This window comes from Candidatus Poriferisocius sp. (assembly GCF_965219815.1).
In the GTDB taxonomy this organism is placed as follows: domain Bacteria; phylum Actinomycetota; class Acidimicrobiia; order Acidimicrobiales; family Bin134; genus Poriferisocius.
Window position 1 is genome coordinate 1 of the sequence record NZ_OZ244791.1, and the last position, 13,446, is coordinate 13,446.

The 13,446-nt window shown below is 64.2% G+C and carries 14 protein-coding genes; 4 read left to right on the top strand and 10 right to left on the bottom strand.

Annotation, left to right across the window (positions count from 1 at the left end):
* Positions 1–184: 184 nt before the first annotated feature.
* From ACOQPI_RS00005 to ACOQPI_RS00015, 3 genes are all read right to left on the bottom strand, one after another.
* Positions 185–1,726 (bottom strand): hypothetical protein, encoded by a 1,542-nt coding sequence (locus ACOQPI_RS00005; RefSeq protein ID WP_420617681.1) that lies wholly within the window; start codon positions 1,724–1,726, stop codon positions 185–187.
* Positions 1,727–1,878: 152 nt separating this feature from the next.
* Positions 1,879–2,283 carry a type II toxin-antitoxin system VapC family toxin gene (locus ACOQPI_RS00010; RefSeq protein WP_420617682.1) on the bottom strand — a complete coding sequence of 135 codons (405 nt, stop codon included), beginning with the start codon at positions 2,281–2,283 and terminating at the stop codon, positions 1,879–1,881.
* The gene (locus ACOQPI_RS00015; protein ID WP_420617683.1) at positions 2,280–2,513 is read right to left on the bottom strand and encodes a type II toxin-antitoxin system Phd/YefM family antitoxin; all 234 of its coding nucleotides are present in this window, start codon (positions 2,511–2,513) and stop codon (positions 2,280–2,282) included. Before ACOQPI_RS00015 ends, ACOQPI_RS00010 begins: the two co-directional genes overlap by 4 nt.
* Positions 2,514–2,777: 264 nt before the next feature.
* Here ACOQPI_RS00015 and ACOQPI_RS00020 point away from each other — a divergent pair, with 264 nt between their 5' ends.
* Positions 2,778–3,020, top strand: coding sequence for a transposase (locus ACOQPI_RS00020; protein ID WP_420617684.1), 243 nt, complete (start codon positions 2,778–2,780; stop codon positions 3,018–3,020).
* A 98-nt stretch (positions 3,021–3,118) separates the two neighbouring features.
* On the opposite strand, the gene ppc is transcribed toward ACOQPI_RS00020, so the two are convergent.
* Together ppc and ACOQPI_RS00030 are read right to left on the bottom strand one after the other, a co-directional pair.
* Complete coding sequence (gene ppc / locus ACOQPI_RS00025; protein ID WP_420620962.1) at positions 3,119–5,842, bottom strand: phosphoenolpyruvate carboxylase; 2,724 nt, start codon at positions 5,840–5,842, stop codon at positions 3,119–3,121.
* A 170-nt stretch (positions 5,843–6,012) separates the two neighbouring features.
* Positions 6,013–7,092 (bottom strand): DUF2855 family protein, encoded by a 1,080-nt coding sequence (locus tag ACOQPI_RS00030; RefSeq protein WP_420617685.1) that lies wholly within the window; start codon positions 7,090–7,092, stop codon positions 6,013–6,015.
* A 65-nt stretch (positions 7,093–7,157) separates the two neighbouring features.
* On the opposite strand from ACOQPI_RS00030, the gene ACOQPI_RS00035 reads away from it, so the two are divergent.
* Together ACOQPI_RS00035 and ACOQPI_RS00040 are read left to right on the top strand one after the other, a co-directional pair.
* A complete protein-coding gene (locus tag ACOQPI_RS00035; protein WP_420617686.1) occupies positions 7,158–7,904 on the top strand; it encodes a hypothetical protein in 747 nt (248 codons plus the stop codon).
* Between the two features lie 60 nt (positions 7,905–7,964).
* Positions 7,965–8,597: a TetR/AcrR family transcriptional regulator gene (locus ACOQPI_RS00040; protein ID WP_420617687.1), complete on the top strand. Its 633-nt coding sequence runs from the start codon at positions 7,965–7,967 to the stop codon at positions 8,595–8,597.
* On the opposite strand, the gene ACOQPI_RS00045 is transcribed toward ACOQPI_RS00040, so the two are convergent.
* The 5 genes from ACOQPI_RS00045 to ACOQPI_RS00065 form a co-directional block, all read right to left on the bottom strand.
* A complete protein-coding gene (locus tag ACOQPI_RS00045) occupies positions 8,520–9,836 on the bottom strand; it encodes a Fic family protein (RefSeq protein WP_420617688.1) in 1,317 nt (438 codons plus the stop codon). The genes ACOQPI_RS00040 and ACOQPI_RS00045 overlap by 78 nt on opposite strands.
* Positions 9,837–9,956: 120 nt before the next feature.
* Complete coding sequence (locus ACOQPI_RS00050) at positions 9,957–10,679, bottom strand: hypothetical protein (protein ID WP_420617689.1); 723 nt, start codon at positions 10,677–10,679, stop codon at positions 9,957–9,959.
* Positions 10,680–10,773: 94 nt separating this feature from the next.
* Positions 10,774–11,796: a DNA methyltransferase gene (locus ACOQPI_RS00055; protein WP_420617690.1), complete on the bottom strand. Its 1,023-nt coding sequence runs from the start codon at positions 11,794–11,796 to the stop codon at positions 10,774–10,776.
* A 211-nt stretch (positions 11,797–12,007) separates the two neighbouring features.
* Positions 12,008–12,196 carry a hypothetical protein gene (locus ACOQPI_RS00060; RefSeq protein WP_420617691.1) on the bottom strand — a complete coding sequence of 63 codons (189 nt, stop codon included), beginning with the start codon at positions 12,194–12,196 and terminating at the stop codon, positions 12,008–12,010.
* Positions 12,193–12,330: a hypothetical protein gene (locus tag ACOQPI_RS00065; protein ID WP_420617692.1), complete on the bottom strand. Its 138-nt coding sequence runs from the start codon at positions 12,328–12,330 to the stop codon at positions 12,193–12,195. The genes ACOQPI_RS00060 and ACOQPI_RS00065 overlap by 4 nt, the downstream gene beginning before the upstream one ends.
* A gap of 281 nt (positions 12,331–12,611) precedes the next feature.
* Between ACOQPI_RS00065 and ACOQPI_RS00070 the strand changes: the two genes are divergently transcribed.
* Positions 12,612–13,442, top strand: a complete 831-nt coding sequence (locus ACOQPI_RS00070; protein WP_420617693.1) for an MBL fold metallo-hydrolase — start codon at positions 12,612–12,614, stop codon at positions 13,440–13,442.
* Positions 13,443–13,446 lie beyond the last annotated feature (4 nt).

Genomic DNA, 13,446 nt, shown 5'->3' on the forward strand with positions numbered 1-13,446 from the left:
CCCGCGCGGGCCTTGTGGGCCGGGATCGCCCGGCGGGCCCGGCGGACCAGGCGGGCCCGGCTGCGAGGTTTCCTGGGCCCGGGCGCCGGGCTCGACCGCCGGCCACAACAACGCGCAAAACACAACCAGCACCACCGCCGCAGCCCAAGCCGCAACACCACGGAAATAAGCTCGCACCGCCACGTCAGGGGGCGCCACAGCTGAAGCTGGCGAACTTCTCCCAGCTGGTAGCGGTCTTCCGCCAGAACTCACAAGTCACGCTGGAGCCGCTGCTTGGCACCCTCAAGTACAGAGCGCCCGTCGGCGGCGTCCCGCTGGGAGCGGTCATGGTGGGGTCGGGGGTTCCGAAGTACACCTCGAGCTGATTACTGGCCGCACTGCCCGGGGGGCCGGCAGTCCCAGCAATGCCCGGGGGGCCGGCACTACCTTGAGGGCCGTCATCGCCCTTAGAACCCTGAGGGCCCGGCGGGCCCGGCGGGCCCGAGATGCCCGGGGGCCCCGGGGAGCCCGGGGAGCCATCAGCGCCTCGAAAGCCCCGCGGGCCCGGCGGGCCCGGCGGGCCCTGCTGGCCCTGCTGGCCCGGCGCGCCGGCGCTGCCCAGGGTGCCGCCCTGCCCATCTGATCCCGGCAGGCCCGGCGGACCAGGCGGACCAGGCGGACCCGAGTTGGAGGACCCCGGCGGACCCTGCGGGCCCTGAGGCCCTGTCTGCCCCGGCGGGCCCGGCGGACCCTGCTGGCCCTGCTGGCCCGGCGGGCCCGCAGGCGACGACCCCGGAGTGCCAGCGGGGCCCTGTGCCCCCGCGGCCCCCGGGTCGCCCTTGGGACCGGGCGGGCCCTGAGGACCGGTGCCCGACGTCCCCGTCGGGCCCGGCGGACCCTGCTGGCCCTGAGGGCCCGGGTCGCCCTTGGGCCCCTGGGGGCCTGCGGGACCAGAACCCCCGCCGCCGGTGCCCGGAGGTCCGGGCGGACCCGGATTGCCCCTCGGCCCCGGCGGGCCCGAACCGCCGCCGCCCGAATAGCCGCGGGGACCGCGCGGCCCCCGCGGACCCGGATCCCCCTTGGGCCCCGGCGGACCAGGCGGCCCCACAGCCGCCGACACCCCGGTCATGTCGCCTGAGGCACCGCCATCGGCACCAGTGCCAGCAGAAGAATCCCCGGTATCAGCGCCCGCGCCCGCATCGCCATCCCCGGTATCAGCGTCCGCGCCCGCATCGCCATCCCCGGTATCAGCGCCCGCGCCCGCATCGCCATCCCCGGTATCAGCGTCCGCGCCCGCGCCGCCATCCCCGGTATCAGCGCCCGCGCCCGCATCGCCCGCGCCGCCATCCCCGGTTCCAGCGCCCGCGGGGTCATCGCTGCCGCATCCGCCGTCCACCGCGTGCTGATCGATGCCGAACTGGCACCGGTACAAGTCCAACAAAGCCCTCTGGGCTGCGATCAGCACCTCGGCCGCGGCGGTGTCCTCCACCGCCGCGGGCTCTGCGGGAGGCAGCACCGGACGGCCCTCGGCACACCCGCCGGGCACCGCGTCCACATCCGCGCTGAAACGGCACCGATACTCGTTCAGCAGCGCCTCCTGGGCCGCCACCAGCTCGGCCTGCGCCGCGGCCAACTCGGCCTGCGCCCGCTCATCGGGCTGCGCCGAAGAAGAAGCCGAGAAACCCGCCGCAGCCAACACCACACAAGCACCAACCGCCGCAGTGCGTTTAACAAAGTTAAAGGCCATACAAACACGAAATGCTAGTCACCCCCCCCCCCCCCGCAAGCCTTTGTGCCCTGCGTAGAGCAGCGCCTTCCGCCATGCCCCGAGGCAGGCACACAGTGGCGCAGCGAGAACTCCTTCGCAGTGCCGCTCCCCGCTGCTCTTCTACTCCACGACTACTCCCGGTGAGCCCAGACGATGTCCACGTCGTACTCCTCGAATAGGGAATCCGAAGTCATCAGGGGAACATCCATTTCTCTGGCCTGAGCGATCAACAGCCGGTCGAAAGGGTCACGGTGGTGCATAGGCAGACCTCCGGCGTGCAGGGCGTGCGCATGCTCTATGGCTACTGCCGCAAGGCCAGCGCTCGCGATCCTGCTGGGCACATATTCCGCCGGCGGCTCGGGAAGATCCAGCCTGCCAGTGGCGTGCTTGATGGCGATCTCCCATGACGACACCGCCGAGATCAGCACCTCCTGGGCTGGATCGGTGAGTCTCGACTTGGCCGGCCCAGACAGCCGCTCAGGCGCGGCGTGCATCCACAGAAATACCTGGGTATCCAGGAGGACAGGCAAGCTCACCGTCCTTCAAAGGCATCGAGTAGATCGTCGGGAAGGGGATCGTTGAAGTCGTCGGGCACTTCAAAGCGCCCTATGTCTCGACCCAGCTCTCGGGGCTCTCGAAGCATTACCGGCACCAGTTTCACCACCGGCACCCCAGACCGAGTGATAACCACTTCCTCCCCGGCGCTCGCCCTCTGGATGAGCCTCGAAAGAGTTGTCTTCGCCTCGTGTACGCCCACAGTCAACATGCGCCAAGCCTACCAGCCTCACATCAATCCTTAGCTAAGCATCTAGTCATGGATGAAGGCATGATCTACAACCCGGCCCACGGCGAGGCCGCCTTCACAGTGCCGCTCTTCAACGAGTTCATGAAACGCACAGCGCCCAAGCGATAAGCCTGGATCCACTGGTGGGGGTTGTGGGGTGGTGTGTAGGGGTGGCCGGACCCCGTTTTTTGGTCCATCTGATGTGCCCACCATATGCCGCCGACAACGGTGAATTATGGAGTCGGAGTGCGAGAGCGCGTGGTTTGTCAACACGGCCTAGAGGGGGCGTCGGTTGCGGATGTGGCTCGGCGTTTGGAGGTGTCGGAGGCCACGTTTCGTCGGTGGCGCAATCAGTGCGGGGGCCTCAAGGCCGTCGACGTGAAGCGTCTCAAGGCGCTGGAGGCCGAGAACGCGCGGCTGGTGCGGGTCGTGGCCGACAAGGAACTGGAGATCGACGCTTTGCGGGAGACCGGCCGGGCAAAATGGTGAGCCCGCCGCAGCGGCGCAGGGCTGTCGAGTTGCTCTGTGAGCGGCTCAGGGTGTCGCAAGTGAAGTTAGCCTGGCAAGAGCGCCTCGTAACCAAGCGCTCACCCGGTATTGCGGAGACCAGCGGCGATCCCGTTTACCGTCAAGAGCAGGGCCCGCTGAATGCTTCGGTTGTCCGCGGGAACACCGGTTGCGGCTCTCGACCGGGCCAATAGTTCAACCTGCAAGACGCTGATGGGGTCTAGATAGGCGTCGCGCACAGCCAAGGTTCGCTTCAGCACGGGAAGGTCATTGAGAAGGTCGCCGCCGGCCAACTTGGCGATATGGGCCACGGTCAGGTCGTGCTCTTCGGCGATGGTGTCGAAGAAGTGGTGGAGTTCGGGGGCAACCAGGCGGTTGACATAGTGACGGGCAATGGCAAGATCTGTCTTCACCAGGGTCATTTCAACGTTGGAGACGAATGTGCGGAAGAACTGCCAATCCTGGTACATGGTCTGAAGCTGTTCTCCGAAGCCAGCCTGCTGCGCCGCCTCTAATGCGGTGCCCACTCCGAACCACCCGGGGATGATCTGGCGCGACTGGGTCCAGCCGAACACCCAAGGAATGGCCCGCAGATCGTCTATGCCAGCCTCAGCGCCCGAACGTCGGGCTGGTCGCGAGCCGATGTTCATAGCGGCCAACTCCTCCACCGGAGTCGAAGTCTGGAAGTACTCCACGAATCCAGGGGTATCGAGCAGACCTCGGTACGTCTGGTAGGCCCGGTCTGACATGAGCTCCATGACGTCGTTCCACGCTTCGATACCACCATGGCCGTGGCGGGGATGCCGGTGGGCGACCGTGGCCTCCACCACCGCCGACAGGGCCAAATCGAGGTTGCGCTGGGCCAGTCGGGGCAGCCCGTACTTGTCGGCGATCACTTCTCCTTGTTCGGTGATCTTGACTGCTCCGTCCACTACCCCGGCCGGCTGCGACAAGATGGCCGCGTTGGTGGGACCTCCCCCTCGCCCCACCGTGCCTCCCCGACCGTGGAACACCACAACCCTGATTCCTGTCTGGGCCGAAACGTCGGCGATTTCTCGCAGCGCCTTGTGGATCTCCCACTGCGAGGTAGTGATCCCCCCGTCCTTGTTGGAGTCGGAGTATCCGACCATGACCTCCTGCACATCGCCCCTGATCTCCACCAGCCGCCGGTAAGCAGGCACCGCGAAGAGCTCTCGGAGCATGGTGCCGACACCACGTAGATCTTCAATCGTCTCTGACAGCGGCACGAACCCGAGGCGGGCGATTCCGCTGGGGATGTCCACCAGACCGACTTCGCGGGCCAAAACGGCGGGGGCCAACACGTCGTCGACTCCCTGGGTCATCGACACGATGTAGCTCTCGATGACGCCGTCGCCGTGCTGGTCGAGGGCGTGGCGAAGGGCAGCAAACAGAGCCAGCGAGCCTTGCGCGTCCGACCCCGCGGGTGGGGCCAGCGGACGGCGGCTATCCAGCTCTGAGGCCAACAGGGCAGTTCGGTTGCGACGCGACAGGGTTCCGTATGGGGTGCCCAACTCGGCAAAGAGCTCCCAGAGAGCCTGATGGTGAGCCGCAGCGTTCTCGCGGATATCGAGGACGGCGAGATGGAAACCGACCATGGCCAGGATTCTCCGCACCCGGGCGAGGCGACCTCGGGCCAGCAGAGACCCCCCATTGGCTTCCAGCGACCGGGACATGACGGCCAAGTCGGCTTCCACTTCAGCAGGCGACCCATAGGCCCTCGTCCCGGGCGGCTCCTCAATCGCCTCCAAGAGGCGTTGATGGATCACTGAGCAGCGCAGGCGATAGGGCTCTCCGGCGCTCAGCTTGCTGAACCGGGAAACGACATCGGGAAACGCCTCGCGGTCGGCATCAAGTTGAGCCTGCATGTCCTCTGTTATGCCAGTGACCGCAGTGCTCACCGACAGCTCCGAGGACAGCTCCTCAATCTCGGCCACCAGCAATCGCAGCGCCCGTCCTCGCTGGAAGTCCAGCACTTCGAGCGTCGTTTCCGGGGTGACATTTGGATTGCCGTCGCGATCGCCTCCCACCCAAGAACCAAACCGCACTGGCACCTGAGGCCCGTCAAGCGATCCTCCGATGGTCCGGAGCACAGCATCGACGTCATCGAAGAGCTCGGGTACGCCGTCGGCGGCAATCTCGGTGAGGAAGTAGAGGATGGACCGAGCCTCGTCCACCGGATCGGGCCTCTCCCGGCGGAGCTCGTCGGTCTGCCAGATGGCGTCGATCAGCTCATCGATCCGGCGGTCGATCCTGCTCTGGTCGCCCGGTCCACAGCCGCTCTCCCCCCGGCGCTCGATGAGGACGGCTATCTCGGTGAGCTTGTCGAGGATCGACCGGCGGGAGGCCTCAGTGGGATGGGCGGTGAACACCGGGCGGAGGTCTGCGTGCCGAGTGGCAGCCACGATCTCGGCCTCGTCGAAACCCAGATCCAAGAGCTTGTCCACCGCATCAGCAAAGCGGAGGCTGCCAGCTAGGCCGGCGGCATTCAGGTCTTCCACGCGGTGCACCTGTTCGGCGGTATTGGCCAAATGGAAATAGACCGTGAAAGCCCTCACCAGCTGGATTGCCTCGACAACATCAACGTCGTCGAGAACCTCGGCCAATGCGGCGCCCGACTCCTCGTCGCGCCGCAGGCCCCTTGCCATGGCCCGCACCCGCTCCACGCGCTCTAGCAACTCAGGGCCGTGCTGGCGCACCAGGGCATTTCCCAGTTGAGTGCCCAGGCGCCTGATGTCGTTGCGAAGCGCGGAGTCGATTTGGTCGAGTTCGTCAGCCGGCACCATGGAATTCAAACATCCATTCTACCGACCGGGCTACAATTGCTTTGCTCCGGCGAAGTGTCTACCCCACCTTGTGCCAGTACAAGACGCAATTGAAGTGGAGGCTCCGGAGATGAGAATCGGCGACGTGGTAAAGACTCTCGGTTCAATGATGGCGGCGCCTGGGACGAATGTCACGCCAGCGCCTCTTGCGACATCGACGCCACATAGCCGATAGCGGGATCGGCCTGGCCTTCGAGCAGGTCGCGGTAAACCGCCTCGATCTCCTCGGACCCCGTTCGGTGGACCACGCTGAGCCAGCGACCGGTGTCGTCGACGAGTTCGTGCCATGCCTGGGCGATGCGCCTCGTCAACTCGGCCGCTCCCCATTCCTCGGAGCGCTTGGCGATCTGACTGGGAGCGAAGAAGAACTCGGGCCGCGGGCCGGGCAGCTTGCCACCGCCTGTTGCGGGGTCCTCCCAGTGGGTGGCGCCGACGGTCAGGGAGAATTGAAGCCTGTCGCCGAAATGGGTGTGTACCCCCGACCGCACTGCCGCACTTCCCGCCATGTCGACCATGCCCGACGCCACCGCGGGATCGAGTTGGTGGATGTCGTCGTAGACGACGATTTCGTCGTACAGGTCCAAACCCTCGACGAAGGCGAGATTGCGGGAAGATGTAAGGCCCACGCTGCGGTGGCCGCGACGGGCGAGGCAGAAGGCCAGGCAGATCGAGGTTTTCGATGATGCGCTGGTCACCAGGGTCTGAGAGGCACCGTGAAGGCCCTGGTCGCCCAGGAAGTCGTCGGCCAGAAACGACGTCATGAACAGGCCGCGGAGCAGCAGGAACTCGTCTACTCGGTCATCGCGGAACATGATGTCGCCGCTGACCGCGCTGAAATCGGTGTAGACCGCGGCGTGCTGGGCCCGGTGGGCGCCGATGTCGGTGAAGCCAGCCCCTTTTGGCGCGGCCTCGATGACCACATCGTCGGCCATGGGATAGAAGCCGAAGTACCGTCCGCCGAGCTTGATTTCGGGATGGGAGGAATCAACCACCGTGCCCAGGCCCATGGCCGGGATTCGCCCCCAAGGCGCTTCGGCGGGAAAGAAGCCCCAGTAATCGAGCATGTCGCCCGCCACGGCGTAGGTGATGTTGTTGGCGGTCAGCGCAAACCTTTCAACCGACAAGCGGATCTGCCTCGGAGCAAGCTCGGCTGGGGGGCAGGGGACCGCCCGGGTATCGCGGAAGTCCTGGCGATTGACCTCGAACTGCATGGCTGAACCCTAACGACCTCCTTCAACTATTGCCAGTAAAAGACGCACTACTATAGGGTCTTGCCATGCCGCGGTACGGGGTGCTGAACGACGCCTACCTGGGGTCCTGGCTCCAGCGAGACGAGCCTGGCGGGCCCATGTGGGCGCTCAACCTGATGAAATACCGCCCCTTCGCCGACTACCGCGACGGACGGGAGACCTCGCTCAGCGGCATCGAGGCCGACGATGTCTACTCGCCGAACGAAGAGCTGAGAGCCGTGGGGGCCCGCATCATCCTGCTCGCTCCAGTGGTGCATCAACTGGTGGGCGACGACACGGTCTGGGACCGCATCGCCATCGCGCAGTACCCCTACCGGGCCGCGATGATCGAGATGAACATGCGCGACGACTTCCAGAAGGCTCATGCCCACAAAGAAGCGGGCATGGAATCCACCATCGTCTTGGCCTCATTCCCAAACGAAAATGGCCCAATTCCGCCCCAGTTGTCGGGCACCGATCCCGAACGGCTGCTCCTGCTCCAAGTGGTGGCCGACGCCGATCACCACGATCTGGCCGAGGGAATCGAAGCCACCCGCATCGGACGGTTCTGGGTGGAGGACTGGTGCATCGGCGATCACCGCAGCTTCGCCGAGGCTCGTTTCGACCTTGTTTCGCCGGATGCCGCCGAGGAGCTCATCGCATGCACCCCCGTCCGCGACGATGCCAACTACGCCGTGATCGCCGACCCGGCCATCGACGACGTGGCCCGATCGCTAACCGACCCCACCCGGGTCTTGTTCTGTCGAGGGCGGATGCCGGGCAAACCTTCTTGAGGTCTGGGGCCCGGTCGTCGACCGCTGAGCCGATCAAGTGACTGCTACCGTCGAACAAAGATGACCGATATCGACCACCCCGACGCACCGGTCGACGGGCGTGTCGCCCGCCGAGAGCGCAATATCGAAAACGTTCTCGACATAGTCATCCAGATGTTCGCCGAGGAATCTCTCTTTCCGACCATGGAGCAGATTTCCGAGCGGTCGGGCCTTTCCCTACGGTCGCTCTACCGGTACTTCCCCAATCCTGGAGAGCTCCTGGAGGCCGCGATCCATCGCCATCGCGAGCTAATGAGAGACGCCGGCCACCTCCACAGAATCGGACAGGGTCCTCTCGATCGCCGGATAGATGACTTCGTGGCCATGCGGCTCCGGCTCTATGAGAGAGCCAGCCCGGTGTACCGGGCCGGGTTGCACAATGCACCTCTTCATCCCCCGATTCGCGACTGGGTGGCCCGAGCCCGCGACGATTTCCGCAACCAGTTCGAACTCCAGTTCAATCCCGAACTGTCCTCCCGCAAAGCCGCCGACCGCCAGGCTGTTCTGGCGGCCGGCGACGCGCTGTCCCAGTTCGACGCCATCGAATACCTGCGGCGCCACCGCCGCTTCTCGGTGTCAGAGACCGAAGCCGTCCTCCGGTCTGGCCTGCAATCCCTGCTCGAAGTGGACGGGCGACAGGTCGGTGGCGGCTGAGAAGGCGGCGGTGATCGCCTCGGCCTCGTATACGCGGTTGCGGCGGCCTGCGCTGCGTTGAACGAGGACGCCTGCTTGCTCGAGTTGTTCCAGGGCACGGGCCCCAGTCCTCCAGGAAGCTCCCAGCAGTTCAGCCGCTTTCTCTGCGTTCAGGACGGGATGCGCGGGGAGTTGGTCGATCAGCCTCATGCCGGGCTTGCTGGGGCGGCCTTCGGCTGTGACCATGCTCAACCAACCCTGCTTTATGGCCGCCACTTGTTTGATGAGGTGCCTGGCGTAGGACACCGCTTCGCTCACGGAACCAGCGGCAAGGGCGATCCACGGGCGGATCGCAAGCGACCTCGCCGGGTCGTCGGGCTGCGCCACAACGCTGGCCTGCTCCAAAGCGGCGATGTAGTCGTCCTTGCGGAGAGCGAGGGCAGAGCTGATCGGCAGTGTGCAGGGAGGGGATAGCCGGCTTCGCTGGAGCATCATCTGTATCAGTGCCCGGCCCGTGCGCCCGTTCCCGTCTCCGAACGGGTGGATCATCTCGAATTGGGCGTGAACGACGGCCATTTCCACAATCGGGTGACCCTTGCCCCGGTTGACCCGGTCGATGAGATCACTCATTAGCGCATAGACGGTGTCGAAGGGCGGAGGGATATAGGAGGCGGTCAGTGGCGTCGACCAGAGCCTGCCCGGCCCGATCCAGTTTTGCTTCGCTCTGATGTTCCCGGCCAAGGGGTCGTCTTCCATGAGCATTCGGTGGACCGACGCAATGTCTTCGACTGTGAGCGGCCTGTTTTCGGCGGCGATTTCCAGCGCGTGATCGAAGGCATTGACATTTCGCAAGGCCTCCAGATCGTTGGGGCGGGGCTGCTCACCGAATAGGCCAAGCTGGGCCTCGGCCCGTGCCAGCCGTCGCGCCGATGGGTGGACGCCCTCGATGGTGCTAGACGCCGCGCTCTCGGCTCGGCGAACAAGCCATTCGGCGGGCAGCGCTGCCGCGTCGCCGCATTCGTCGCCTAGGCGGCGTATCGCGTCCTCCGCCACCATCACCCTCTCGACGCACTCGCCGTCCATCTCGACGTCCCAGTCGGCTATCGGGTGGGGGATAAACGCCTGAAAAACGCAGGCGGGATCATCGTCCGGGCCCGCCTGCCTAGACTCGTAAGCCTCCTCGTCCCAATAGCGCGGCGATGACATCATGCCCATGTGCGACTCCCCAACGGCCGTTCGCCTGTCAGCATACAGTCCCATATTGACGTGTATGTAGATATGTGAGCAATGTTGTCAATATACCATTCCATATTGACAACATTGCGATTACGGGGTGAAGCACGTCAAGACAGGGAGCGTCTAACCGACCCGGCAAGACGTCTATTGCGATTCGTGCTGTTTCAAGAAGTTGATCCAGGAATCTACAGGTACTCCCGCCAAGGGTTCGTCCAGGATTTCGCGGACCCAGTCATCCATAATTCCGGTACGAGCAATGCGCCCGAAATTGCCACCTCCATCTTTCGCTGGCTTGTCAGATGTGTTGTCACGGCCCATGTAAGGGGCGGCTTCTGCCGGCGACTCAATGGAGGCGTCTAGTTCGGTCTCACGAATGTGGCTCCACCAGTGATTTCGGTGCTCAGCGATGTGCTTTGCCGACCAACAAGCTGGGGCAGAAACTCGAGGGACGCCAGAAAGCACGTTTGAGAGGTGCCACGGGACCACAACCAGAAGATCCCAATCTGCGCAGGCACCTGGAGTCACTCGGTACCGAAAGCTGGGCTCGCGCTCCTTGGCCAGCATGTACCAACCCTTCAGCTCAACCCCAAGGGCAGTGTCGTATTCGCCAGTGCTTTTTCTGCATCGGAACAACACGTCAGGAAATGTCTGCGCCTGCCGGTCGAACCGGTGCAGTGTCCACTCGTCGTTCGGATCCCAGACGTCGCGCATCCTGTTAAGCGTCTGCACGACCTGCACTTCGATTGTTGCACCGAGCACAGTGTTCAGAGAAAACAAGTCTGTAGCTGCCAACCCTTCGATGTTGGTGGTCGAATCGAAATAGCCAGGAAGAGCCAGCAGGGCGTCTTGAACACGATCGCGCAGCATTGTCCGAGGGTCATCCGGGTCAAGTCTTGGAGGTTCAGGGACAGGCACTACCTCTTCGCGTATCGGTTGGTTGCTCATCGATTTTGGAGCGTAGTCAAGAAACAGCTGATTCGATACGCTCTATAGCCAAGTCTGCGAAGTGCTCTACCGTCTCCGCAGCAAAGCCACGACGACCCGCTTCGACGGCAGCCACCACAGCGCTGCATAGACCCCCGAAGGGTTCCCAGACCGCGTCGCCCGGCTCAGTAGCCGCATTGATGATTCGGCGCATGAATTCCAATGGCTTCTGATTGAGATGGACCGCAGCGTTGGGTCCTGGTTTGTGCACCCGTGGCGCCGAGCGAACTCCATTGCCCTTGTATCGCTCCTGTCCGTTGAGCGGAGGTGCCGACCACACATTGGTTAGACCGTGGGTGTGATGCCACATATCTCGCAAACCGGCCCACTCATCAGCAGTGATAGGCGACACACCGTCCAGCGAGTAGTAGGGAGCCCCATCGGCAATACCGTGCTCGTTGGCATACCACACCAACCGCTCCATCATCTCTGGCGGTGGAAAATACCAGAGCCAGTCCTGCGTTAGGTACTTGCGGGTAGCGGCATTAGCCACCCCGCACGCCTCATTCGCTCGATTCAGCGGCAGGCCCGCACGCTGCCACTCATATCGCAGCCATTTTCGAGCAGGCATGACACCGTCTTGAGTTGGAAACTCCAACCGACGTCGATAGAACACACAAACCTCGGAGACCACCGGGAAGCGACGGATCGTTTCGCCGTTGACATTGCCAGCAATATGGCTGATTCCCTTGTCCCACACGATTGCCTGGACGTAGTCCCAGCCAAATTCGGCCAGGATCGGATGCACCGTCGCCCAACCGATTTCGGTATTCCAAAACCAGAGCGTGGAAGACGGCAGGGAGTGCTTCGACCAAGCCTCAATATGGGGGGCGTACCATTCAGCCAGCCCTTCAGGAGTCCGCGGATCGCCGGGAAATCCGCCAACTCCATAAGCGCCATCGGAGATGATGACCGAGGGAGAAGGCCAAGCAGCGTATGTGTCAAGCGCGTCTCCCCGATACACGGACCACTCTCGGCCATCACCGCTGGCAGCAGACACGACTCCTCCTTCGCAGGCCGCGAATGGCAGCCTGCGGTCGGCTCTCCTTGGGAATGATCCCATGTCGTACCTCGCTCAGTGGTGGATGCTTGAGCGGCTTGGTACGGAGCTGCGACCTGCGGTAACCCTAGTTCGACTCAGCGACAGATTCACTCGACACACGAAGGCGACCTCCGATCACAGGGCGCGAACAACTTCCTCGCTGGGGCCTTCAGGGGCGCAGCAGCAGCTTTCCGTGGTTTTCGCCTCGAAACAGCATGCGGATGGCCTCGGGGAAGCTCTCAATTCCTTCAACGATGTGCTGGCGATGCTTGAGCGAGCCGTCGGCCACCCAATTGGCCAGATCGGGCACTGCCTCGGGGATGCGATGGAGGTAGTCCAGCATCGTGAACCCCGTCATGCGACCGCTTCTGGTGATGAGCTGGAGGTAGTTTCCCGGTCCGGCGGAGAGTCGTGGGTGATGCTCCAGACATCGTCGGCGGGAATCCCCGACGGGTAGGCCACAAGCCGGACCTGGGTAGGTTGCGGAACCATAGGCCGAGAGCCTAAGTTTTGCGTGTATTACTGGCAAATGATTGGTGCGAGAGAGACCCGGGGACCGCCATGGGCCATGTCGACACGCTGAACCTCATCCAAGACTCGCTATTGCGCCGTATGCGAACCATGCACTCGCTCTATTACCAGGCGGTTGGCACGATGGATCTGCATTCTCGCCCGGGGCTTGGTGGGGTTGGGCGGCATGACGTCTTGAGCAACCGGCGCCACCAGCACCATCCCATAGGCCGAGCCAACCGGGAACCGCAAAGGAGCAATAGATGGACATCGTGTTGACCGGGACCGGCTCGCCGCTGCCCGATGCCAATCGAGCGGGCCCGTCCACCCTCATCAAGGCGGGCGACACCCACATCCTGGTGGACGCGGGCCGAGGAGTGGTCATGCGCATGGCTGGAGGCGGCTCCCTGCCCGCGTTCTTGGCCGCGGTGCTGGTCACCCATCTGCACAGCGACCACATCTGCGGCCTCAATGACGTGATCACCACCCACTGGGTCATGACCCGGGGAAATGCCGAGCTGGCCGTTTACGGGCCGCCGGGCACAGCCCAATTCGTGGAGCGCCAGCTTCACGCCTTAGAGGCGGATATCGGCTACCGCATCGAGCACCACGACGCGCTCACCACTGGACCGAGGGTGCGGGTAACCGAAGTGGCCCCCGGTGAGGGCTTCTCCGTCAACGACGTTCAGGTGACCACCGCAGCCACGGTCCACGCGCCGGTACGGCCCACCATTGGCTACCGGCTCGAGCACAACGGCTCGTCGGCCGCGCTGGTGGGCGACACCATTCCCTGCGAGGGCGTGGACCAATTGGCCGCCGGCGCCGACGCCTACGTGCAATCGGTGATCCGCCAAGACCTGGTGGAGCAGATCCCCAACGACATGATCCAAGACATCCTCGACTACCACTCCGGCGTGGTAGAGGCGGCCCAGACCGCGGCCCGGGCGGGCGCCAAACGGCTGGTGTTGACCCACATGGTGCCGGCACCCACCGCCGAGCAGTACTCCGAGTGGATTGCGCTAGCGGCCGAGCACTACGAGGGCGAGATCGTCATCGGAGACGATTTGACCACCATCGCCACGGGACAGGAGTGACGAC

What these genes read in the sequence shown, in the direction of transcription:
- ACOQPI_RS00030 (WP_420617685.1), bottom strand. Translation starts at nt 7,092, where the DNA reads ATGCAGTTCGAGGTCAATCGCCAGGACTTCCGCGATACCCGGGCGGTC.
- ACOQPI_RS00015 (WP_420617683.1), bottom strand. Translation starts at nt 2,513, where the DNA reads ATGTTGACTGTGGGCGTACACGAGGCGAAGACAACTCTTTCGAGGCTC.
- ACOQPI_RS00070 (WP_420617693.1), top strand. Translation starts at nt 12,612, where the DNA reads ATGGACATCGTGTTGACCGGGACCGGCTCGCCGCTGCCCGATGCCAAT.
- ACOQPI_RS00060 (WP_420617691.1), bottom strand. Translation starts at nt 12,196, where the DNA reads ATGACGGGGTTCACGATGCTGGACTACCTCCATCGCATCCCCGAGGCA.
- ACOQPI_RS00045 (WP_420617688.1), bottom strand. Translation starts at nt 9,836, where the DNA reads ATGGGACTGTATGCTGACAGGCGAACGGCCGTTGGGGAGTCGCACATG.
- ACOQPI_RS00050 (WP_420617689.1), bottom strand. Translation starts at nt 10,679, where the DNA reads ATGCTGCGCGATCGTGTTCAAGACGCCCTGCTGGCTCTTCCTGGCTAT.
- ACOQPI_RS00040 (WP_420617687.1), top strand. Translation starts at nt 7,965, where the DNA reads ATGACCGATATCGACCACCCCGACGCACCGGTCGACGGGCGTGTCGCC.
- ACOQPI_RS00065 (WP_420617692.1), bottom strand. Translation starts at nt 12,330, where the DNA reads ATGGTTCCGCAACCTACCCAGGTCCGGCTTGTGGCCTACCCGTCGGGG.
- ACOQPI_RS00005 (WP_420617681.1), bottom strand. Translation starts at nt 1,726, where the DNA reads ATGGCCTTTAACTTTGTTAAACGCACTGCGGCGGTTGGTGCTTGTGTG.
- ppc (WP_420620962.1), bottom strand. Translation starts at nt 5,842, where the DNA reads ATGGTGCCGGCTGACGAACTCGACCAAATCGACTCCGCGCTTCGCAAC.
- ACOQPI_RS00035 (WP_420617686.1), top strand. Translation starts at nt 7,158, where the DNA reads ATGCCGCGGTACGGGGTGCTGAACGACGCCTACCTGGGGTCCTGGCTC.